The 20,245-nt window shown below is 49.7% G+C and carries 23 protein-coding genes; 2 read left to right on the top strand and 21 right to left on the bottom strand.

Annotated features, from left to right (window positions below; all coding sequences use genetic code 11):
- Window positions 1–21: 21 nt before the first annotated feature.
- Complete coding sequence (locus tag M1L66_RS08135) at window positions 22–519, bottom strand: DUF5721 family protein (RefSeq protein ID WP_002600978.1); 498 nt, start codon at window positions 517–519, stop codon at window positions 22–24.
- Window position 520: 1 nt separating this feature from the next.
- Complete coding sequence (locus M1L66_RS08130; protein WP_434692115.1) at window positions 521–1,306, bottom strand: DUF6882 domain-containing protein; 786 nt, start codon at window positions 1,304–1,306, stop codon at window positions 521–523.
- A gap of 220 nt (window positions 1,307–1,526) precedes the next feature.
- Here M1L66_RS08130 and M1L66_RS08125 point away from each other — a divergent pair, with 220 nt between their 5' ends.
- A complete protein-coding gene (locus tag M1L66_RS08125) occupies window positions 1,527–1,784 on the top strand; it encodes a hypothetical protein (RefSeq protein WP_434692112.1) in 258 nt (85 codons plus the stop codon).
- A 78-nt stretch (window positions 1,785–1,862) separates the two neighbouring features.
- On the top strand, window positions 1,863–3,149 hold the full coding sequence (locus M1L66_RS08120; protein WP_187022889.1) for a M18 family aminopeptidase: 1,287 nt from the start codon (window positions 1,863–1,865) through the stop codon (window positions 3,147–3,149).
- A 174-nt stretch (window positions 3,150–3,323) separates the two neighbouring features.
- Here M1L66_RS08120 and M1L66_RS08115 read toward each other — a convergent pair whose 3' ends face one another.
- From M1L66_RS08115 to M1L66_RS08025, 19 genes are all read right to left on the bottom strand, one after another.
- A complete protein-coding gene (locus M1L66_RS08115; RefSeq protein WP_434692108.1) occupies window positions 3,324–3,554 on the bottom strand; it encodes a hypothetical protein in 231 nt (76 codons plus the stop codon).
- Between the two features lie 27 nt (window positions 3,555–3,581).
- Entirely contained in the window at window positions 3,582–4,556 is a 975-nt protein-coding gene (locus M1L66_RS08110; protein WP_187022891.1) for a peptidylprolyl isomerase, read from the bottom strand.
- A gap of 162 nt (window positions 4,557–4,718) precedes the next feature.
- Window positions 4,719–6,992, bottom strand: coding sequence for an AAA family ATPase (locus tag M1L66_RS08105; RefSeq protein WP_434692105.1), 2,274 nt, complete (start codon window positions 6,990–6,992; stop codon window positions 4,719–4,721).
- Window positions 6,989–8,143, bottom strand: a complete 1,155-nt coding sequence (locus M1L66_RS08100) for an exonuclease SbcCD subunit D (protein ID WP_187022893.1) — start codon at window positions 8,141–8,143, stop codon at window positions 6,989–6,991. Before M1L66_RS08100 ends, M1L66_RS08105 begins: the two co-directional genes overlap by 4 nt.
- Before the next feature lie 55 nt (window positions 8,144–8,198).
- Window positions 8,199–8,984 carry an HAD family hydrolase gene (locus M1L66_RS08095; RefSeq protein ID WP_002600985.1) on the bottom strand — a complete coding sequence of 262 codons (786 nt, stop codon included), beginning with the start codon at window positions 8,982–8,984 and terminating at the stop codon, window positions 8,199–8,201.
- Window positions 8,981–9,601, bottom strand: a complete 621-nt coding sequence (locus M1L66_RS08090) for a Maf family protein (protein ID WP_187022894.1) — start codon at window positions 9,599–9,601, stop codon at window positions 8,981–8,983. The genes M1L66_RS08095 and M1L66_RS08090 overlap by 4 nt, the downstream gene beginning before the upstream one ends.
- 82 nt (window positions 9,602–9,683) lie before the next feature.
- Window positions 9,684–10,247, bottom strand: a complete 564-nt coding sequence (locus tag M1L66_RS08085; RefSeq protein ID WP_156834946.1) for a putative ABC transporter permease — start codon at window positions 10,245–10,247, stop codon at window positions 9,684–9,686.
- A 156-nt stretch (window positions 10,248–10,403) separates the two neighbouring features.
- Window positions 10,404–10,862, bottom strand: a complete 459-nt coding sequence (locus M1L66_RS08080) for a divergent PAP2 family protein (RefSeq protein ID WP_187022895.1) — start codon at window positions 10,860–10,862, stop codon at window positions 10,404–10,406.
- 43 nt (window positions 10,863–10,905) lie between these two features.
- Window positions 10,906–11,475 carry an HD domain-containing protein gene (locus M1L66_RS08075; protein WP_117620966.1) on the bottom strand — a complete coding sequence of 190 codons (570 nt, stop codon included), beginning with the start codon at window positions 11,473–11,475 and terminating at the stop codon, window positions 10,906–10,908.
- A 29-nt stretch (window positions 11,476–11,504) separates the two neighbouring features.
- Complete coding sequence (gene glgA, locus M1L66_RS08070) at window positions 11,505–12,950, bottom strand: glycogen synthase GlgA (RefSeq protein ID WP_187022896.1); 1,446 nt, start codon at window positions 12,948–12,950, stop codon at window positions 11,505–11,507.
- A gap of 103 nt (window positions 12,951–13,053) precedes the next feature.
- Window positions 13,054–13,857 carry a sporulation transcription factor Spo0A gene (gene spo0A, locus M1L66_RS08065; protein WP_002600991.1) on the bottom strand — a complete coding sequence of 268 codons (804 nt, stop codon included), beginning with the start codon at window positions 13,855–13,857 and terminating at the stop codon, window positions 13,054–13,056.
- 438 nt (window positions 13,858–14,295) lie between these two features.
- Window positions 14,296–15,123, bottom strand: coding sequence for a PTS system mannose/fructose/sorbose family transporter subunit IID (locus M1L66_RS08060; protein ID WP_187022897.1), 828 nt, complete (start codon window positions 15,121–15,123; stop codon window positions 14,296–14,298).
- Window positions 15,120–15,914, bottom strand: coding sequence for a PTS mannose/fructose/sorbose/N-acetylgalactosamine transporter subunit IIC (locus M1L66_RS08055; protein WP_187022898.1), 795 nt, complete (start codon window positions 15,912–15,914; stop codon window positions 15,120–15,122). Before M1L66_RS08055 ends, M1L66_RS08060 begins: the two co-directional genes overlap by 4 nt.
- A 21-nt stretch (window positions 15,915–15,935) precedes the next feature.
- Window positions 15,936–16,433: a PTS system mannose/fructose/N-acetylgalactosamine-transporter subunit IIB gene (locus tag M1L66_RS08050; protein ID WP_187022899.1), complete on the bottom strand. Its 498-nt coding sequence runs from the start codon at window positions 16,431–16,433 to the stop codon at window positions 15,936–15,938.
- Window positions 16,434–16,447: 14 nt separating this feature from the next.
- Window positions 16,448–16,879 (bottom strand): PTS sugar transporter subunit IIA, encoded by a 432-nt coding sequence (locus M1L66_RS08045; protein ID WP_187022900.1) that lies wholly within the window; start codon window positions 16,877–16,879, stop codon window positions 16,448–16,450.
- 27 nt (window positions 16,880–16,906) lie between these two features.
- Window positions 16,907–17,539: an RpiB/LacA/LacB family sugar-phosphate isomerase gene (locus tag M1L66_RS08040; RefSeq protein WP_434692096.1), complete on the bottom strand. Its 633-nt coding sequence runs from the start codon at window positions 17,537–17,539 to the stop codon at window positions 16,907–16,909.
- Window positions 17,540–17,557: 18 nt separating this feature from the next.
- Window positions 17,558–18,442 carry a class II fructose-bisphosphate aldolase gene (locus tag M1L66_RS08035; RefSeq protein ID WP_055656441.1) on the bottom strand — a complete coding sequence of 295 codons (885 nt, stop codon included), beginning with the start codon at window positions 18,440–18,442 and terminating at the stop codon, window positions 17,558–17,560.
- A 1-nt stretch (window position 18,443) separates the two neighbouring features.
- A complete protein-coding gene (locus M1L66_RS08030; RefSeq protein ID WP_434692094.1) occupies window positions 18,444–19,409 on the bottom strand; it encodes a transketolase family protein in 966 nt (321 codons plus the stop codon).
- Window positions 19,406–20,242, bottom strand: coding sequence for a transketolase (locus tag M1L66_RS08025; RefSeq protein WP_434692091.1), 837 nt, complete (start codon window positions 20,240–20,242; stop codon window positions 19,406–19,408). Before M1L66_RS08025 ends, M1L66_RS08030 begins: the two co-directional genes overlap by 4 nt.
- Between the last annotated feature and the right edge of the window lie 3 nt (window positions 20,243–20,245).

Genomic DNA, 20,245 nt, shown 5'->3' with positions numbered 1-20,245 from the left:
AAAATGAGTGCTAGTAATCGCCTATTCCTCCTGGAAAATGATCTCGTTTTTCTTCAAAAAGCTTCTCACCGCCTGGTCCCATTCCATATCCAGGGTCTTGTCCAATGTAAAAATCGAGACCGATGTGCCGGTCACGCAGAACAGTTTTCCTTCCTCATAACGGATATTTAAGTACAGGCCATTGACCTGATCCGCCTTCAAAGGCATCTGATGGCCAGTTACAAACTTATCCACTGCCTGAGGCGGCATCTGCAGCACAATCTGGAAGCTGCCGGGAAGCTTCTTCCCCTTAATCAGTGAAAAACAGTATGGCCGGATCATCTTCCAGGAAGACAGTTCTTCCATCTGATTCTCCTCCAGCTCCTCTTCGGAATAATACCCCTGGCGGATATGACCGTCGATGGTAAACACATTAAAGGTAACAATCTCCGCTTCCTTGATCAGGAAGTGATCAAAAGTCTCTCCCACAAAGAGTTTGGCTGTAAATTGTCTGATATCTTCAATTCTTAATGCTATCATTTCACATTCTCCCCGTATTCTTCATGCATTTAATTCGCCAAAAACTGTCCACGATCTCAAATTCGATGATCAGGTCATTTTTAAAAATCGGATCGTCTTTAAAATGCGCCCTCACCGTAAGATCCTGCCACTCATACGGCGTTTCATTCCAGAGTAAGAAGCTCTCGACAAACAGTTTATGGTCGACAGAAAATTGTTGGATACACTGCATGGTAAGCGATACAAATTTCTGCCCGGTAACCGGTGCGAAGACCTCCTCCGGGACACCGGAAAAGGCCACCAGAACCGCGCCGCCGGAATGCGGCCCCCGGTAATAGCAGCAATGCTCCGCTAACCCACAGGCCACTATGGACAGTGAATGGCCGTTAAAACTGTCCGTCAGTTCAAATTCCGCAGTCGTAAGCGGCTCAAGTCCCCACTCTTCTCCCGCGGCTCTCACCTGGTTCACCGTCTGAAGAATCTCCTCTGGAAAACCATTCACATTTTCCCAGCCCCACAGCCACGTATTGGAAGAAGACGCCTCGCTTCCAAGAAACTGCAGGGGATACTCGTCCGTTCCAAAAGCGATCACGCCCCGTGAAAAATCTACATTCCACTCCTGGTCCTTTACAACCAGCTCCCTGCACGCATCCTGAACCGCCATCACCTTGCCGAGGCAGGCGGAAAATACGAAAAACCAGCTGCTCCTGTCAAATTCACAACAGGTAAAAGCCGACTTTCTATTATGATCCCCGTTCCCATCAGTTCCCGGCGTCTCCTCTTTTTTTCGATTTTTAAAGAAGTTCATTCTGCTCCTCCTCGTCTGTATTCCAATTCATTTTCAATGGAACTATTTTACCATAGAAGGCGCGGGGACGCCATTCGTATTTTCTCTGGTAACAAATATTTATAACGAAACCTGGTATTGGTCTTGAACATGGAGTTAAAATCAGAGAATACGATACCATCGAAGACTTCTTAAACAGCGAATTGTAGACGCAGCCTGAAAAGACAGAAAGGGGGCGCATATGAGGTATTTAAATGCTTCCGATATCCTGCCCGATGAACTTCTCCGCGAGATCCAGAAATACACGCAGGGGGAGGCCATTTACATTCCCAGAGAACAGGAGCGCAGAAAATGGGGGGGAGAGCTCCGGCTCCAGAAATTACTATGCGGAGAGAAACCACGAGATCGCAAGGCGGTATCGGGAAGAGAAAGCCTCCATGCAGAATCTTGCCGACGAATTCCATTTGTCTGTAGAAAGTATTCGGAAAATCATTTTTAAATCAGAAGAACCAATTCCCACCTCTTCCACTTTGTGATATACTAAAAGCTGTAATTACACAGAAAAGAGGTCAAACCTATGAATGATATGAAACAGCTGGAGCGGCTTATCTCCGCTTCTGTATCCCCGTATCACTGCATCATGACAGCCGCCGCTTCCTTAGACGGCGCCGGATTTACAGAACTCTCCCTTTCCGGTTCCTGGAAACTGGAGCAGGGACACTCCTACTATATAAAAGCGTACGATTCGACACTCATCGCATTTACCATCGGCGAGCTGGCGGATCAGACGCCGAAGCTTAAACTGGCCGCCTCCCATACGGACTGGCCCTGTCTGAAATTAAAGCCTTCTCCCGAGGTAACTTCCGGACGGTACGGAAAACTCAACACAGAGGTCTACGGCGGACCGCTTCTTCACACCTGGTTTGACAGACCGCTGTCCATGGCAGGCAAAGTCTGCGTGACCAGTGATGCGCTGTCCGGCACGAAAACCATATTCGTGGACTTTAAGCGCCCGGTGCTCACGATTCCAAACCTGGCGATCCACATGAACCGGGAGGCCAATCAGGGCGTCGCTGTCAATCCGCAGGTTGACATGCTCCCGCTCTTAACCTTAATTAAGAGTGACCTGGAAAAGGAAGATTTCTTCTTAAAGGCTCTGGCCGCCGAAGCCGGTGTGGAAAAGCAGGATATACTGGACTACGAAATCTACGTCTACAATACGGAGAGCGGCACTTTATGCGGGCTTGACGGTGAATTCTATTCCGCTCCGCGTCTCGATAACCTGACCTCCGTGCAGGCCTGCTTAAGCGGTATCATGAACAGCACTGCCGGAAATGAGATACATGTGATCGCACTCTACGACAATGAGGAGATCGGAAGCAGCACGAAACAGGGAGCCGCCTCGCTGCTCATGGACCGTGTGCTGGAAAAGCTCTTCCTGTCCCTCGGCTGCTCCAGAGAAGCCTACTTGAACGCCCTTTTTGACGGCTTCATGCTGTCCCTCGACGTCGCACACGCGATTCATCCCAACCACAGCGAAAAATGTGATATCAAGAACCAGATCCTCATGGGAGACGGAGTCGCCATCAAGCTGTCGGCCAGCCAGTCCTACGCGACCGACGCGACCAGTACGGGAATGATTGAAAATATCTGCAGAAATGCCAAAATTCCATACAGGAAATTCTCCAACCGTTCCGATATGAAGGGCGGATCGACTCTCGGAAGCATTTCCTCCAGCTATTTAACCATGCGCACCGTGGATGCGGGAATCCCGATGCTGGCCATGCACTCCGCCAGGGAGGTCATGGGGACTGCGGATCAGAAAGCACTTGTTGATCTGGTGACTGCTTATTTTAATGCGTAAACTGAAAACAGGGGGCGCCAGCTAATGGAGCCTCCTGTTTCCTTATCTCGTTCTTCTGGTTACAGTTCACTCCCCACCAGGGGCACCGCAGTCCGGTTCGGCCGGGCAGCGGTGCCCCTGGTGGGGAGTGAACTGTAACTTCTTCTGCTCTCCAGCCCAACCGCTATTCACAGGCTATTCAAAGTTCTTCATCGTCTCCGGCACAATCTCTCTGCCGGTTTCCAGCGGTGTGGTCGATGTACGGCTTCCTTCCCAATACCGGTATACATAGGTACTGGAAAATAAAAGTCCAGCCGCAATCAGAAGGACCAGAATAACCTTAAGCACCGCAGCAAAAACTGCCTTCCCCCTGGTACTTTTGCGCTTCCGGCTCCTGCCCCGGATGCTCCTTCCCCCTTCTGCCATGGAATGCCCCTCTGCTTTCCTTTCCCATTATGAATTGGGAAAATGTTTTCTGTACAAGTCAAAAAAATTCGTGGTAGTCGTCTTATCGTCAATGGAAAACTTAATTCCATCCCAGATATCGTTGCTGAATGTAACCGGATTCTCTGTCTTGAACTGATTGTAGATCTGTCCGAATGCGTCCTTTTTCCTCTGCTGGTACAGGTTATCCTTTCTCGCCTGTGTGGCATCCTCGTCGTAATCGCTCACACATTTGATGATGTAGAACATGCCGTTGTCCTCCACCACCGGGCTGATCTCGCCTGCCGTCAGGGAAAATGCCGCCTCCTCCAGCGCTTTCCTCGCTTCTCCGCGTCCCAGCTGTTTCTGAATCTCATTATCCTCTGAATACTCCCGTGCAATGGCTTCGAAGTCCGCCCCGTCTTCGTTCACCTGATTCAACACGTCCTGGGCCGTATTCCCGTCCGAGAGGACAATCTGGTCGATGGTTATGACCTTTGCCTCACTGTCGCTGATCTCCAGATTCATATCCTTTGTCAGTTCACTGACCACCTTGTTGGAAAGGAAGTATTCCTCATACATCGTCCGCACATCGTCCTCCTTCACCCCCATGTACGCGATGTCATCCTCGGTCAGAGACTCATAATACTCCTCCGACAGCTTCCGGATCTCCTCCTTCTCGGCGCTCGTGATGATAATCTCCTTATCCTTTGCCAGAAGATTCATCCATTTCATCTCCTGAAGAAATTCCTGGGCCTGCCCCAGCAGATACGTCTCAAATGTCTCCCCATCCGGCAGTTCCACGCTCCAGATCTGGCCGGTATATGCCTGCTGGTAACGGTTGCGCTCTGTCGCCACAATGATCATGGACTGCGGAAGTGTGTATGCCTTCGTTTCATTTACCTCTGAGACCATGGGAAGCCCCTTGGCGCAGCCGGTAAGAAGCATGGCGGCCAGAACAGCGGCCAGCGTTTGTTTCACTTTTTTTCTATATTTAAAATTCATGAACAACTCCTGTATGAATGAAAAACTCTCCTGTGTGTTATGCGAATCGTATTATATCATGTCCTTCGGCCATGATTCCCTCCGGGGATGCGCACGGTTCGGTCTGTGTTTTGCCATCCTCCGGACGGCACCGAACCGGCGACAGTATAATAGCTGTCGCCATTATACCATACTTTCTGTCACGATTCTACTTCCCTGATTCGTTTTTTCTACCAGAATATGGCTGCCGATCTGTTCTTTCAATTCTTCCACATGGGAAATGATTCCAACCATGCTGGAACCGCCGCTCAAAGAGGTCAGAATCGCCACCGCCTGTTCCAGGGATTCTGCGTCCAGAGAGCCAAATCCCTCGTCCACAAAGAGAGCTTCCACCTGGATGCCTCCCGCGTAGCTCTGTATCACATCGGAGGTCCCCAGCGCCAGTGCCAGCGCAGCGTTAAACGCCTCGCCCCCCGACAGACTCTTCACGGAACGGCGCTTGCCCGTATACTGGTCAAGCACCTCCATCTCCATGCTCTCCTTACTTCTCCTGTCTCTTGTTCTGTCCAGCCGGTGCAGTTCGTACCGCTCCCCGCTCATCTTGAGAAGGCGCCGGTTTGCCGCCCGGAGAATGTCTTCAAAATAGACGGATAAGACGTACTGCTCAAATACCAGATTCCGGCCATTATATCCCCCCGCCGCCCGTTCCAGTTCACGGACCACGCTGTACTCTGTTTCCAGCTTTTCCTTTTCCTCCAGATGGCCTTTCAGAGTAGCCAGTGACTGCCGGTTCAAAGCCAGAGCCGTTCCCGTCCGTTCCTTTTCCTTGGCCGTCTGCCTGCGGTCCCTCTCACATTCCGTAAGCGCCGCTTCAAATCCGGATAGCTCAACCAGCTCCGTCTGTTTTGGAACCCGGATGGCCGCCTTTAACTGGGAATAAGCCGCTTTCTGCTTTTCCAGCTTAACCGCGCAGTCCTGGTAGGCCTTTTCACACTCCCGGATCTCTTTTTCTTCCTGTTTTGTCTCTTCTTCCAGCAGGCGGAGCCTTTCCTCGATTTCGAGAAGAGCCCGCTCTCCGCCGTCCGATAAATCCATGGAGCCAAGGTTTTCTTCCATGTTTTTTATGGCGCCCACCAGCGCCGCCGCGTCGCTCGCAGCCGCCGATGCCTTTTCTAATGCCGCCTCATAGTCCGCCTTCAGCCGCCGGATCTGTTTCTCATCCGGCACCTCGCCCTCCATGGACGCAGGAACCGGATGGACAGTGGAACCGCAGACCGGACACGGAAATCCTTCCACCAGGTCCCTTGCAATAATTCCCGCAGCAGCTTTCTTAAAACAGTCATCCTGATATTCGTAGATCCGCTTCTTTTCCTTTGCTTCTCCATCGAGCTTTAGATACTTTTCCTGCCGTTCAGCCAACTGTCTGCGCGCGGCCTTCCATGCGGCAAGCCCCTTTTTCTGCTCCTCCAGCACGCGTAAATCCGACTTCTTCCCCTCCAGCTTTTCCCGGCGGGCGGGGAGGCGGCCGTATGCCCTTGCCAGCTCTTTTTTCTGTTCTTTTAAGCCGTCCCGCTCCTCTTCCAGCTTTGCCAGGGTCTTCCTGTCACTTTCATACTTTCGGACCGCCTGGTTGCCGCTTCGCAGCTCCTCGATCGCCCTCACCCGGTCCTTATAGGTCTGGTCCAGTTCTCCCAGGCGGGAGGCCAGTTCTCTCTCCCGGTTACCCAGCCGTTCATTTTCCTGTTCCACAAATCCCAGAAGCTTTCGGTAATTCCGGTTTTTCTTTGATTTCAGTTCCTCCCAGTCCCCATTCTCAATGCGGAACGTTCCCGTGATCTCGTCCGCCCGGTGCTTCACCTCATCGATCCGGCCGTTTAGGGCCTTTACTCTGGAGGACAGCAGCGCCGTCATCGTATCGTAGATCCGCGTCTGGAAAATATCCCGGAATATCTGGGTTCTCTCTTTGGAGCTGGACACAAGAAGCTGCTGAAATTCCCCCTGTGCGATCATGGATATCTGGCGGAACTGGCGGTAATCCAGTCCCAGCAGTTCCGTCACCCGCTCCGTTACCTGCGTGCTCCCCGAGGCCAGAAGCGCCTCTTCTTCGTAGAGCTCGCCGCCCTCCAGTTCCGTGGTCATTCCCTCGCCCTTAAGCTTCGGTCTGTCATACTTTGGATTTCGGGTAACCCGGTACTGCTTTCCTCTATGGGAAAAGGTGAGCGTCACATACGTGGGTGTGGAAGCGTCCGCAAAATCGCTCCGCAGGCTGTCCTTCTCCCGGATGCTTCCGCTGACCTCCCCGTAAAGGGCAAATGTAATTCCATCAAATATCGTGGTCTTTCCGGCACCGGTCGGTCCTGAGATCAGAAACAGCCCCCGCTGCATGGCCTCAAAATCTGCCCGTTCCACGCCTTTATAAGGCCCCCATCCGCTCAAAACAAGCGCTGTCGGCTTCATGAAACCTCCTCCTCTGCCTGTTCGGCCGTCTCCCTCATCACGGCTTCCTGCTCTTCTGACATGGTCTTTCCAGTAACAAGCTCGTAAAAATCCGTAAACAGTCCATACGGACCCTTTTCCTTCATAATATCATCATGGATCACGGTATCGTCCTGCTCCACCGCCCGTTTTTCCCATTTTAACTGCATGATATTGGGATAGACGCTTCGGAGTGTTCCGATCGGATCCAGCAGCTCCGTCTCATCCGTTAAAACCGCCAGGATATAGTCCTCCGGATCCGCCGCGCTCACAACCTCCGGGAGAATTAAATCTGCCAGACGGCCCCTGATCTTTCGCATATCGTGGACCGGCGTCAGCGGAAGGCGTTCCAGCGTGACCTTCCCGTTCTCTCCCACCTCACCGTACAGCACCGACTTCCGGTGACTGCACTCGGAAAAAGAGTATTTTACCGGCGAGCCGCTGTAGTATACCGGATTCTTCCCGATCTGCTGGCAGCCGTGGATATGCCCCAGAGCCGTATAGCAGAATGGCTGAAACAATGCCGCTTCCACCTGATCCGTTCCGCCCACTGACACCCGTGTCTCCGAATCGGAGAGCTCCGGCAGCAATCCCTGGTTCACCACAAACTGATGGGCCATCAGAATATCCCTTCCTCCGGGACTGTATGTCACATGGCGGAGAATTTCCTCGAAGCTCTCTTCAAACGTCTTCATGCTGCCCTCGCACCGGTAGAGGGACCTAACCTCCACAGGCTTTGCAAACGGAGCCAGATGAACACGCACAAAGCCCCACTGGTCGGGGATATCCACGAACCGTACCGGGGCTTCCAGCTTTCCCTCCAGATAGAGTCCCCTCTTTTCCAGAATCCGGTTGGCAAATCCGATCCGCTCTCCACAGTCGTGATTCCCGGCAATGGCCAGAATCGTCACTCCCATTTCGGACAGTCCGGTCAAAAACGCGTCAAACATGGTCACTGCGGCGGCAGGCGGCACGGAACGGTCATATAAGTCACCACTCAAAAGAACGGCATCTGCCTGCCGTTCTTTTACGTAATCCATGATCTGTTTCAGTGCCGCTTCCTGTTCCTCCAGCATGGAGAATCCACTGACGGTCTTGCCAATATGGAGGTCTGATGTATGAATAAATCGCATCCTCGTTCCCTTTCGTCCCTTACTTCCCTGCTGATTCTTACGTATCCAACGGGGCTTATACCAAAAGCTTCAGAATCTTTAACACGCCGTCGTTCACATTAGTATCCGTCTGAAACCTGGCTGTGGCTTTCACCTCCGGCCTGGCATTTCCTACGGCAAAGCTGTAGTACGCCTGTTCCAGCATCTCGATATCATTTAGCTGATCGCCGAAAGCCATCGTCTCCTCCGGTTTGATCTCCAGGCTGTCCTGTAAAAGCTTCACGGCCTGTCCCTTGTTGATTCCCGGCTTCATGCAGTCCATCCACATATCGCCTGCAATGGTAATCTTAAACCTGTCTTTGTATTTCTCTCTCAGCTCCCTGGTGTATTCCTCCACCTCGGTCTCGCGGTATATGGACACCTTGATGAACTGGGAGTCCACCTTCGTCAAATCCGGCACCTGTTTTACGCGGAACTGGTATCCCTCCACCAGCCAGTCGATAAAATCCTGCTTCTCCGTCTCCAGATAGACCACATCAGGGCCGCTGAGCATCACCTCAAGGCCCTCCATCCGGCGCACATCGCGCACCATATCCATCACCGTTTCCCGGTCGATGGGATTTAAAAATAAATTCCGGCCATGGCAGCCCACATAGGCTCCGTTGTCGGATAAGTAAAATACTTTTTCTTTGATTGGTCCGAATATCGACTCAATGCTGGCCCACTGACGGCCGCTGGCAGCCGCAAACTGTACCCCGTTCTCTCTAATTTTCATGATCACATCGAGAAGCTCAGGGTTCATCTCATGGCTTCCATCCGGCACCAGTGTGCCGTCGATATCGGATACGATCAGTTTAATCATACGTTATTCCTCCTTGCTGTGAGCGTCAAAAGACTCTTCATTTCCTGGTATACACGTCCTACAGGCAATCCTACTACATTATTGTAATCCCCGTCAATCCCTTTGATATAAGAAGCGAATTTTCCCTGAATTCCATAGGCCCCTGCCTTGTCCATGGGTTCCTCTGAAAAAGCGTATTCATGGATCTCCTCAGCCGTCATCGGATAGACATGCACATCCGTCTTCTCCGCAAATGTCTTGCTGGCCCTGCCTTCCTGGCCGCATACGATCATGGTCACTCCCGTGTACACCTGATGGGTCTTCCCAGCCAGAAGCGCGATCATGCGCTCCGCTTCCTCATGAGATTTGGGCTTTCCCAGAATCCGGCCTTCCGCGGCCACCACCGTGTCCGCACCGATCACAATCGTACCTTTCGCACAACGCTTCGCCACATCAGCGGCCTTTTGAAGCGACAGCTCCTTTACAACATCCTCCGGCCTGTCGGTCGTTATCTTCTCTTCCAGCGTGCTGGGAATAATCTCCGGCACGATTCCTATCTGTCCTAACAGTTCCCTGCGCCTCGGTGACGCGGATGCAAGAACGATCTCTCTGTCTTCAGTCAAACTATCTGCCTCCATTTCTATCTTAAGTCCGGCGTTTGGATTCTTGCATGCTCCCAGGAATGAAATAAGCGGGACCCTTTACGAATCCCGCCGACCATCAATATACTTTCAGACGCCCCACGACTGACACGCCTTCCTCTTCCTCCATCTCCGCGGCCTTAAGCTGATACCGCATGGTGTATGTAAAATCCGCTACGTAGAAGGATAAGAGTCCCAAGGCCACAAGGCGTTCCAGGCCGATCGGAACAACATCCACCAGCTGGCTTACAAACCCATTTAAAAACTTGAAGAAAAATAATCCTAAAAATCCCCAGGCAATACTGCTTTCCAGACAGATAATGCCCTTGTAATTGAATGGCTTCCGGCTGTAATCCCACCAGAATGCTCCGAACAGCTTAATCATAATGTGCGCCGTCACAAGTTCCATGGAAGTTGCCATCACCACGGAAGCGAAATACAGCTCCACAGGCTGTCCTGCCAACGGTTCCAGAATCAGGCAGGCCCCCAGCGCTCCAAAGCCATATATGACACAAAACGGGCCATGTCCAAAGCCACGGTTCAACACCGGTCTCCGGTTTTCATAGCTGAGCACGGTACATTCCAGAAGGTAACCGATGAAACTAAACGCGAAAAACCAGTTAATCGTATGGTAAATCGTCATATCCATTGTACCTCCAACTTTAACAGTTTTTTAACTTGTTAAAGTATAATATGGATATCTTAAGAAATCAAGAATTATTTTCTTACGATTCACGGAAATATTCCGACTTTTTTACAGATGTTCGCATGCCTGGTACAGCATACGAATCCACCTATCTTAATAATACTGCGCCATAAAAACGGCGAGGCCGATCCCAAGAATGGCACCTGCCGCCACCTGAAGCGGAGTATGTCCCACATATTCCTTTAACTTTTCCTGCAACACCTCTCCGCTTAACTTGAGCGGGTTCTCAAGCAGTATGCTGTTTAACAGCTTCGCCTGCTTTCCCGTCTCCCTGCGGACTCCCATGGCGTCATACATAACCACCATGGAAAGGATAAAACATACTGCAAACTCAAAAGAACCGACGCCGTAATGCAAGGCGGCGGCGGTCGTCATTCCACATACCGTTGCGGAGTGGGAGCTGGGCATACCGCCCGATCCCACCAGCCGCTCCGGATTAAAGCTTTTATTCAGGGCAAGGTCGATGATTGTCTTCAGTACCTGAGCTACCACCCAGCCGGTGACAGCGCTCATCAGAACCTGATTTGCCAGTAATTCGTCCCAAAATGTCATGGTTTTCTCCTGCTTTTTGTATCAGAGGATCCTTCCAGCCGGTTTAAGCGGTTCTTCCCGCTCTCAGGCTGTATAAAACCCACCTTTTTACTCTGGCGGCCGTCTCTGCCAGGCCGCAGAACTTATCCGCGTAAATGATGGCCATCCCTTCCCTGCTCTTTGGCGGAACCGGGGTAAGCGGCCACATATGGCGCAGAATCATGTCCTTTTCCTTATCCGTTAAGTCAAAGTACTTTTCTGCGTTGGCTAACGCCCTGCGCGGATGGGTAAATCCGTGAAAGTGTTCTCCCGTCTCCTTCGCATGGGTATGCCAGTCATATAAGAATAAATCATGCAGAAGTCCCGCTCTGGCGGTCTGTACATAGTCCCAGCCAAAGCGGCGGCAGATCCGGTAACTTAAATAAGATACCTTAATGCAGTGCGCCTTACAGGTAGTATCCCCATGCTGCATAAAACGATCCATGGATTGAAACACAGGATTTTCCAGAATGTCCTCTACACACGCAAGATACGCATCATCATCTTCATACCGCTCCTGATTGATCCAGGAAGAGTCCTCCGCCCAGCGGAGCACCTCCTCCTTTTCTTCCCGGGTAAAACACTTGTTTTTCATGCTATGTCCGCTTCCTTCTTTATCTGAACTCAATAGCCAATCAGCCAGTCATACAGTTCCTGATACTTGACAGCCGAAGTATTCCACGAATAATCCATCGCCATCGCGCGGTCAATGATCTTATTCCACTCCCGCTTCTTATCATAGTATATGCGCTCTGCATAGCGAATAACCGCCAGCATCTCATGAGCGTTGTAATTCTGGAATGAGAATCCGGTTCCACGGCTCTCAAACTCGTTATACGGTTCCACTGTATCCTTCAGACCGCCTGTTTCGCGGACAATCGGAACGGTTCCGTAACGGAGCGACATCAGCTGGCTCAAACCGCACGGCTCAAATAAGGACGGCATCAGAAATGCGTCGCAGGCCGCATAAATCTTATGGGACATCGGCTCGGAATAGAAAATATTCGCGGATACCTTGTCATTATACTTCCAGTCGTAATGGCGGAACATATTCTCATACCGCTCTTCTCCAGTTCCCAGCACAACCAGCTGGATATCGTCCTGACACATCTCGTCCAGAACACACTGGATCAAATCGAGGCCCTTCTGGTCAGTCAGTCTGGACACGATACCGACCATAAACTTCCTGTCGTCCTGAGGCAGTCCCAGCTCTTCCTGCAGGGCCCGTTTGTTCTTTATCTTTTCCTTGCGGAAATTCTTTGCATTGTACTTCTGGACAATGTAAGGATCCGTCTCTGGATTGAAATCATCGTAATCAATGCCGTTTACAATACCACGCAGGCTGTTTGCACGCGCCCTCATCAGACCGTCCAGCCCTTCGCCATAGAATGGCATCTTGATTTCCTCGGCATACGTCTCGCTTACAGTGGTTATGGCGTCGGCGTAAACAATGCCGCCCTTTAACAGGTTGCCATCCTTGTATGCTTCAAGTTTATCTGGTGTAAAGTAGTAATCCGGGAGGCCTGTCAGCCTCTTGATCGTCATGACATCCCACACTCCCTGGAACTTTAAGTTGTGGATGGTGATAACCGACTTCATGCTGCGGAAGAACTCTCCGTCATGGAACCGGTCTTTTAACAGGACAGGTATAAGCGCCGTCTGCCAGTCATGGCAGTGTACCACATCCGGCTGAAATCCAATTACCGGAAGCGCCGACAAAGCCGCCCTTGAGAAAAAGCAGAATTTTTCCAAATCACAGTACCAGTCGCCGTATGGCTTTGGTCCGTTAAAATAGCCTTCATTATCAATAAAGTAAAAAGTAATTCCCTCGTATACGTATTGAAGAATTCCAACGTATCTGCTCTGTCCCATGTAGTCCATGTAAAAATGGTTTACATACTCCATGTCGTTTCTCCACGACTCCTTCATACACAGATACTTGGGAATCATAACCCTGACATCAAAATATTCCTTATCAAAACATTTGGGAAGGGAACCTACTACATCAGCAAGTCCACCGGTTTTAATAAAAGGTACTGCCTCCGATGCAACGAATAAAATCTTCTTCATCAAAAAACCTCCCTCATTTACAGTCACCCCTGAGGGCGCCACTCTTTGTCTTATAGTATACTGCATTTTGATTAAATAAGGAAGTATAATTGTGATAGATTTTCTAAAGTTTTTTGTAATCCAGTCTTATTTTATCCGCAATCAGGGCGATAAATTCAGAGTTTGTCGGCTTGCCCTTTCCGGTGCTGACGGTATATCCGAAGAGATCATTGATCGTATCCATCTTGCCCCGGCTCCACGCAACCTCGATGGCATGGCGGATCGCACGCTCCACACGGCTCGGTGTTGTCTGATGCTTCTTGGCTATGGATGGATAAAGGATTTTGGTAACACTGGTTAACATTTCCTGGTCCTGTACAGAGATAACAATGGCATCCCTTAAGTACTGATATCCTTTGATATGAGCCGGGATGCCGATTTCATGAAGCATTTGAGTCACGTCATTTTCCAGATTCTGTTCCATGTACTCATTCTTGTTCACATATGGCTTGACCTTCTTCATTCCTGAAAGTCCCGGTGTTTTCGCTTTCCTGTGTCCGACTCTTCTGACTTTATCGACAACAATATCTTTATTGAAAGGTTTCATGATGTAATAATTGGCGCCCATGCGGAACGCATCTTCGGTAATATTCTCACTTCCAGCCGCTGTTACCATAATAAACGACGGCATCTTAGTCAGTGCTGCATTGCCGCGCACGCGCTCCATCACCGTAATTCCGTCCATTCTCGGCATAATGACATCCAATAAGACAACATCAGGGCTCGTTTTTACAATCATGTTGTAAGCATCTTCTCCATTATCCGCCTTCCCGACGACATGGAAATCCTCCTCTCCCTCCAATATATCGTTTAGCAGACTGAGCGTCTGCAGGTTATCGTCCGCTATTGCAATACTGATTTCCGACATCTTCCTACTCTCCCTTTCTTGTTGATTGAATGATTAGTGTAAAGCCATTATAGACTTGCCCCCGAATTGCCGCAATGGAATTCTGTCGCATTTTTCGACAAAAGACGGGCGTTTTTCCCACATTTTCCTCCGATGGCCCCCGAAGTGAAATAATCACACTTCGATCCAAATCCAGGCCTGGTCACAAAATCCGACAGACTTCATTTTTATGTAAATGTTGAAATTTGTGGCTCGGTGTCGGGAAAAACCTTCTCGCGTGATTATCGGAATATTCTACCATATTATGGTGCTTTTTGAAAGGTATTAAGATTAATTTCTGACATTAAAACGGCAAAGGCCCAGTAAATCGGGAACCTTTGCCATTCTGTGTTAAATAATTGTTTATTTATGTTGAGAGAAGAGCCTGTCTGGCAGAGCCTCGGTCTGACAGGCAGGTCTTTAAACAACCCCCAACAAAGCCAGAAGCATAGCAAGTGCCAGAACCAGAAGCATGATGATATTAATATTGATTTTCTTCATCTGCGCATATAAGCAGCCCAGAGTCAGTGACAGCGGTACCAGCCCCTTGAAGATAGAATCCAGATACGTCTGAACCGTAATTGGATCGGCATTCTCTACGGGAATAGCAAGCGCACACTTAAAGGTAACTGTAGATGCCACCATCGCTCCGATCATAACAAGGCCCAAAATACTGGCGGCCTTTGTAAGGATCTGTATCGTTCCGCTCTTTTGCATATCCGATAAAAATGTTGTACCAAGGCTGAATCCCTTATAGGTTAAATAATACCGACAGATAAACGCGGGTACATTAAAGATCAGAAGGAAGGAAATCGGAGCCAGAATCGAACCACTGGCAGCAAACGTTATTGCAATACTCGCGGCCAGAAGCCGTAGGACTCCCCAGAAAATCGAATCGCCTATTCCCGACATTGGTCCCATCAGGGAAGTCTTTACCGCGGAAATGGAGCTGGTATCAAAGGTACTGTCCTCCGATGCTTTCTTCTCCATGGAGGCAACCAGCCCCATACAGAAGGTGGACACATGTTGTGTCATGTTAAAATATGTAGTGTGGCGCATCAGTGCCTGGCGGTAGCCCTCCTGATCATCCTTATAGTAGCGCCGAAGAGCCGGCAGAATGCTGTTAATAAATCCAACGGCATGCATCCTCACCTGTCCGCCGCAGCGGCCTGATGATAAGAACATGGATCTCCAGAAAATGGAGTTCAGCATCTTTCTGTCTTCTTTTGACATTGTATTCTGTTTCATGCGAAGAAATCCTCCTCTCTGTCAACTGGTGTTATGGCTGTTCTGGTCTCCTGAAGCTTATGAAGCTCCATATCCCGCAATGCAACCGAAATTACCAGAATAATTGCCAGTGCCGCAATGGCGACCTGCGGAAGTCCTAAATATACAACCATAATGAATCCCAGGAAGAAATAGATTGCCAGCTGTTTGTTCCAAAGCATTTTCATAAGGATTGAAAGCCCCACTGCCGGGAGGAATTTTCCGGCGGTATTAAGTCCTGTCAGAACCACCGCCGGAATACTGTTAATCGTGGCTTCGATGGCTGCGCCGCCTGCCAGCAGACCAGCGAACATGCATAGAGCCACGATAAAGAACCGGATAAACCACATGGTAAAGTTCATGGTAATAAGACCCTTATCGTTGCCTTTTTCAGCGAGGCGGTCGATAATGGGCGCCGTGAAGTTATATAAAACATTGTTAATAATCATGAAAAGGAAGGCTGAAAAAACGCCTACCGGAACGGATAAAGCCAGCGCCGCGTCCGCGCTGATATTTTCCATAGTTGCCATAACTACTGCAAAGGTTGCCGCAGCTGCGGGCTCTGCCGAAATATTCCCCCCAATATTCACAGACCCCATGAAGATCGCCTCGACCGCGGCTCCCACAATGATTCCTGTCTTAATATCCCCTAAAAATAAACCCGTGATAAATCCGACCACGATCGGCCGCTCCGTCATGGACTGTGCAAACAGCCAGTTACCTCCATAACAAATAAAATACGCTAATGCTGCTAAAAATGCACGTAAAACCATTTACTGTTTCCCCCTCTCTGATCAATGCCCCTTTAACAAGTCTTTTACCGGTTTTTTAGCATCACTTGGTATTACCTGCTGGTATGCAGGAATATCCATGGCAGCCAATTCTTTCAGCGCCTCCAGCTCTGCCTTATTCACAATAATTGTACTTGATAACACCAGTTTCTCCGATGACGGCGACGTATCAAACCTGCCGGCGTTTGCCACATTTACCGACTGTATCATGCCGGGACAGGCCTTTACGATTCTCACTGCATCAGCGATACAGTTTGTTAATACGAAAATACTGCTCTCCGCCGCTCTCGGATCATGGAACAGTTTAACCGCATCATCCACGGTCTTGATTAAAAGCTTTATTCCTGTCGGAACCGCCATCTGCAGCGACACGTTCGTCACTTCATCAGTCACCGCCTTGTCATTCGCCACCACAATTCGGTTGGTTCCGAAGGCTTTGCTCCAGACAAGCGCGATCTGACCGTGAATCAGACGGTCATCAATCCTTAACGATGGTATCATTGTCTTACCTCCTCCTAAAAAAAGTCATTTTCTGTTGTGAATATGTGATTTTTCTTCAGCGCTTCAAGCGATATAACCTCCGGCTGAGCCATCTCTATCATAGCCTTTATTTCTTCCGGTGTCTTCACATCGTCCTCCACCAGAAGGCCAACGAGAAGCGGCAGATTGACATTGGTAACCAGAACCGTCCGCTTATCGAAACCGTCTAAGACGGCCATCACCTTCTGATTTACGCTCCCGGCTTTGATATCTGTAAATATGTATGCCTCATCCCCCTCCTGCATCCCACCGAGAAATAACTCCAAATCACGCTCATAATTCTCATCTGCCTCCCCAACATATGCATCGATAACTGTAATATCATCCGCTTTATTCAGAAACAGTTTCAACGCCGATTTTAATCCACTGGCTATGTGGCCATGTGTTGCAATCAGTATATGTCTCACTCACACACCTCCTTTCTCCTCGTACGATTAAATCAAAGCGATGTAGCGCCGGATTTCCGAATCTGGTGTATGGACAAAATACTGACTTTTAAAATTTTTTCCGCTGACCGTATTTTCAAGGATATCTCTGTCCACCTCCTTTAAGACCGTCATCATGTCTTTTGACACCTGCTCCTTAACCATCTCGAAGCATTCACGGAACTGTCTCTGAACCACTCCCCGCTCAGGCGGATATCCGATTCCGTGGCGGCAGGAAAACAGTTCCCGGAACACGTATTTCAGATTCAGGTTCGCACACCAGCCAAAATCTTTAGCAAACGGCATGGAAATGGCATTTCCACTGTTAATCTGTGTAAACAGAAAAGCGTCGGCAGATTCCTTCACATAGCCACAGTACACATTCGGATAGATATTGGAGGCCAGACAGGCGCCCTCCCCCGTTCCGCACCCTGTGATGACAAAGTCTGCCGTTTGGCTGTTCAATAGAATCGCTGCCAATAATCCAGCTTCCACATAGCTGATCACATAGTCTGGATCCTCCTCGCTCATACCATAATTAAAAGCCTCGTGCCCAAGAGGTTCTACCGTTTCCTTCAGTGTCTCAAAGATCAGTCTGTTTTTCGATACCTGGCTGCTCTCATTAATTAAAGCAATTTTCATTTTGCCGTCTCCTTTCGGTCAGTCGAATTCCGCTCCCGCCGTGCTCCCAAAGGTATAACGCATGCTGGAGCCAATCATACGCATATAACTCTTAATAAAATCTTTCATAGCATCTTCACAGCGCATACACAGATCCATATAACCATATTCCGGATTCTCTTTCAGAGCCCGGCCTGTCTCTGCTACCGCATGAGCCATGACATCTGTATTTACATTGATCTTGTTAATTCCGCAGGCAACCGCTTTTCTGATATTCTCTTCCCCTGCTCCGCTGCCTCCGTGCAGCACCAGGGGTATGTCAAGCGTATTGGCAAGCAGAGTAAGACGCTCAAAATCCAGTTTTGGAATCATCCCCTTCGGATAACTTCCATGGGCCGTACCTATGGCGACCGCCAGACAGTCGCAATGGGTACGCTTCACAAATTCCCTGGCCTGTTCCGGATTTGTATAATAATCACTGTTGGAATCATCACCCGCGTCCGCATTGCCCACATGGCCAAGCTCCGCTTCACAGGATTTACCGCATCCGTGGGCCAGTGCTGCAATCATCTGTGTACGCCTGACATTCTCCTCAAAATCGCAGGATGAGGCATCAATCATGACACTGGAAAAACCAGACTGCAGGGCCGTCACAAAATCCTGATATGCGGCTCCATGATCCAGGTTAAAAGCCACCGGTACCGCCGCACGTTCCGCTATGGAACGCACCATGGGCGTGAGTACATAGCTGTGTCCGTGCTCTCTCATCTGTCTCGGAGAAATATTTAAGATAATCGGCGAACACTCCTCCTCAGCACTCTCCACACATGCCTTAACCTGCTCCATATTTACACAGTTTACCGCCATCACTGCATATTTATTTTCATGGGCATGGTTCAGCATTTCTTTCATTGAAACAAACATATTACAATCCTCCCTTTTCCTTGTTTCTTACCAGTTCGGCTGCGGCCGCGGCAATATCTTCGGCTACCATGTGAAATGCATTCAAAAGTTCCTCCACATGGCCAATCTGTCCGAAACAGTCCTGCACTCCGATCCGTTTCATCGGTCTTGGCAGGTGCTCCGCCAGGCATTCCGCTGCAGCGCTGCCAAGTCCATTGTAAATACTCCCATTTTCCGCAGTCACCACACAGCCGGTCTTTGCTGCGCTCGCTATAATAAGCCTGGTATCCAAAGGCTTTATTGTATGGATGTTGATTATCTCCGCCTGTATCTGCTGTTCTTCCAGAAGCTCCGCCGCCTTAAGCGCCTCCGCTACCATAATTCCGGACGACAGAATTGTAACATCTCTTCCTTCTCTTAGTACTATTCCTTTTCCAAGTGTGAAGTCAGTCTCTTCCCCGGTAAAAATTCTGGTGGCATTGGGGCGGAACAGCCGTATGTAAACAGGTGTTTCCAGATTAAGAATCTGCGGAAAAACAGCTCGCAGCTGCCGGCTGTCAACCGGTTCAAAGATTGTCATTTCCGGAATACTTCTCATGATTCCCACGTCGTCCATAGCCATATGGGTTCCGCCGTTTAACTCGGTGGTGATGCCCGGATCCGAGCCGCACATTTTTACATTGCAGCCTGCGTAGGCGACACTCTGGTTTATCTGATCACAGCAACGTCGGGAAGCAAATACTGCAAAGGTATGTGTAAACGGTATTTTCCCCATGAGTGACAGCCCTGCAGCTACGCAGATCATATTGGCCTCTGCGACTCCCACATCAAAGGTCCGGTCCGGGAATTCCTGCTGAAACTTGTCCGTAGAACCGCTTTTCATCAGATCTGCCTCCACGATTACGATGCGCGGATCTTTCCTGCCGTACTCCACAAGAAGGTCTGAGTAAACCTCCTTAAGCGGTCTTTCTTCTCTCTCATAGATCATAGGCACACCTCCCGGCCTTCTATTTCTGCCAGCGCTTTCACATACATTTCTTCCGTTATATTCATACTGTGGCTCTCCAGTTTATTTTCAGCAAAATATGCGCCCTTTCCCTTTGCTGTATTTAAGATAATCATGGACGGCTTCCCCATTGTTTTTCGGGCTGTCTCAATGGCGAAATCAATTGCTCCAATATCGTGACCATCAATACTCTGCACATGCCATCCGAATGACTCCCATTTTTTATCCAGAGGCTCCAAATCATTCACGTCCCCGATATATCCGTCAATCTGCATCTTATTATAGTCGGTAAATGCAATAAAATGATCCAGTCTTCTGCTTCCTGCAAGCATTGCCGTCTCCCAGATTAATCCTTCCTGGCTTTCCCCGTCGCCGATGATTGCATAGATAAAACAGTCCTTCTTATCCAGCTTCGCCCCCAGTGCCATCCCTGCTGCTGCCGCAAACCCTTGTCCCAGACTTCCCGTCGACATATCGATGCCTCTGGTCAGCTTCCTGTCACAGTGGCTTGGAAGCATGCTGCCGAAATGGTTCATGGTCTCAAGTTCGGAAGGATCAAGAAACCCCCGCAGTACCAGGGCCGCATAAACCACAGGTCCCGCATGGCCTTTGGAAAGCACGAACCGGTCCCGTTCGTCCCACAGCGGATCATCCGGCCGCACCTTCATATGTTTAAAATACAGGACACTCATCACCTCGCAGAGAGACAATGCGCCTCCAATATGGCCTTTTCCAACCTTTGCAATACTTGTAAGCGTCAGCTTACGAATCTCTTTAGCCTTTTGTGCCAGTTCTTTATTTTCTGCACAGTTCATAGA

The organism is Hungatella sp. SB206, assembly GCF_051132295.1.
Classification (GTDB): Bacteria; Bacillota; Clostridia; order Lachnospirales; family Lachnospiraceae; genus Hungatella; species Hungatella effluvii.
This window is presented reverse-complemented; position numbering and strand designations above follow the sequence as displayed.

Bases quoted from the DNA above. Each gene is read 5' to 3' on its own strand.
- M1L66_RS08135 (WP_002600978.1), bottom strand. From the start codon at position 519: ATGATAGCATTAAGAATTGAAGATATCAGACAATTTACAGCCAAACTC.
- M1L66_RS08130 (WP_434692115.1), bottom strand. From the start codon at position 1,306: ATGAACTTCTTTAAAAATCGAAAAAAAGAGGAGACGCCGGGAACTGAT.
- M1L66_RS08125 (WP_434692112.1), top strand. From the start codon at position 1,527: ATGAGGTATTTAAATGCTTCCGATATCCTGCCCGATGAACTTCTCCGC.
- M1L66_RS08120 (WP_187022889.1), top strand. From the start codon at position 1,863: ATGAATGATATGAAACAGCTGGAGCGGCTTATCTCCGCTTCTGTATCC.
- M1L66_RS08115 (WP_434692108.1), bottom strand. From the start codon at position 3,554: ATGGCAGAAGGGGGAAGGAGCATCCGGGGCAGGAGCCGGAAGCGCAAA.
- M1L66_RS08110 (WP_187022891.1), bottom strand. From the start codon at position 4,556: ATGAATTTTAAATATAGAAAAAAAGTGAAACAAACGCTGGCCGCTGTT.
- M1L66_RS08105 (WP_434692105.1), bottom strand. From the start codon at position 6,992: ATGAAGCCGACAGCGCTTGTTTTGAGCGGATGGGGGCCTTATAAAGGC.
- M1L66_RS08100 (WP_187022893.1), bottom strand. From the start codon at position 8,143: ATGCGATTTATTCATACATCAGACCTCCATATTGGCAAGACCGTCAGT.
- M1L66_RS08095 (WP_002600985.1), bottom strand. From the start codon at position 8,984: ATGATTAAACTGATCGTATCCGATATCGACGGCACACTGGTGCCGGAT.
- M1L66_RS08090 (WP_187022894.1), bottom strand. From the start codon at position 9,601: ATGGAGGCAGATAGTTTGACTGAAGACAGAGAGATCGTTCTTGCATCC.
- M1L66_RS08085 (WP_156834946.1), bottom strand. From the start codon at position 10,247: ATGACGATTTACCATACGATTAACTGGTTTTTCGCGTTTAGTTTCATC.
- M1L66_RS08080 (WP_187022895.1), bottom strand. From the start codon at position 10,862: ATGACATTTTGGGACGAATTACTGGCAAATCAGGTTCTGATGAGCGCT.
- M1L66_RS08075 (WP_117620966.1), bottom strand. From the start codon at position 11,475: ATGAAAAACAAGTGTTTTACCCGGGAAGAAAAGGAGGAGGTGCTCCGC.
- glgA (WP_187022896.1), bottom strand. From the start codon at position 12,950: ATGAAGAAGATTTTATTCGTTGCATCGGAGGCAGTACCTTTTATTAAA.
- spo0A (WP_002600991.1), bottom strand. From the start codon at position 13,857: ATGTCGGAAATCAGTATTGCAATAGCGGACGATAACCTGCAGACGCTC.
- M1L66_RS08060 (WP_187022897.1), bottom strand. From the start codon at position 15,123: ATGAAACAGAATACAATGTCAAAAGAAGACAGAAAGATGCTGAACTCC.
- M1L66_RS08055 (WP_187022898.1), bottom strand. From the start codon at position 15,914: ATGGTTTTACGTGCATTTTTAGCAGCATTAGCGTATTTTATTTGTTAT.
- M1L66_RS08050 (WP_187022899.1), bottom strand. From the start codon at position 16,433: ATGATACCATCGTTAAGGATTGATGACCGTCTGATTCACGGTCAGATC.
- M1L66_RS08040 (WP_434692096.1), bottom strand. From the start codon at position 17,539: ATGAAAATTGCTTTAATTAATGAGAGCAGCCAGGTATCGAAAAACAGA.
- M1L66_RS08035 (WP_055656441.1), bottom strand. From the start codon at position 18,442: ATGTTTGTTTCAATGAAAGAAATGCTGAACCATGCCCATGAAAATAAA.
- M1L66_RS08030 (WP_434692094.1), bottom strand. From the start codon at position 19,409: ATGATCTATGAGAGAGAAGAAAGACCGCTTAAGGAGGTTTACTCAGAC.
- M1L66_RS08025 (WP_434692091.1), bottom strand. From the start codon at position 20,242: ATGAACTGTGCAGAAAATAAAGAACTGGCACAAAAGGCTAAAGAGATT.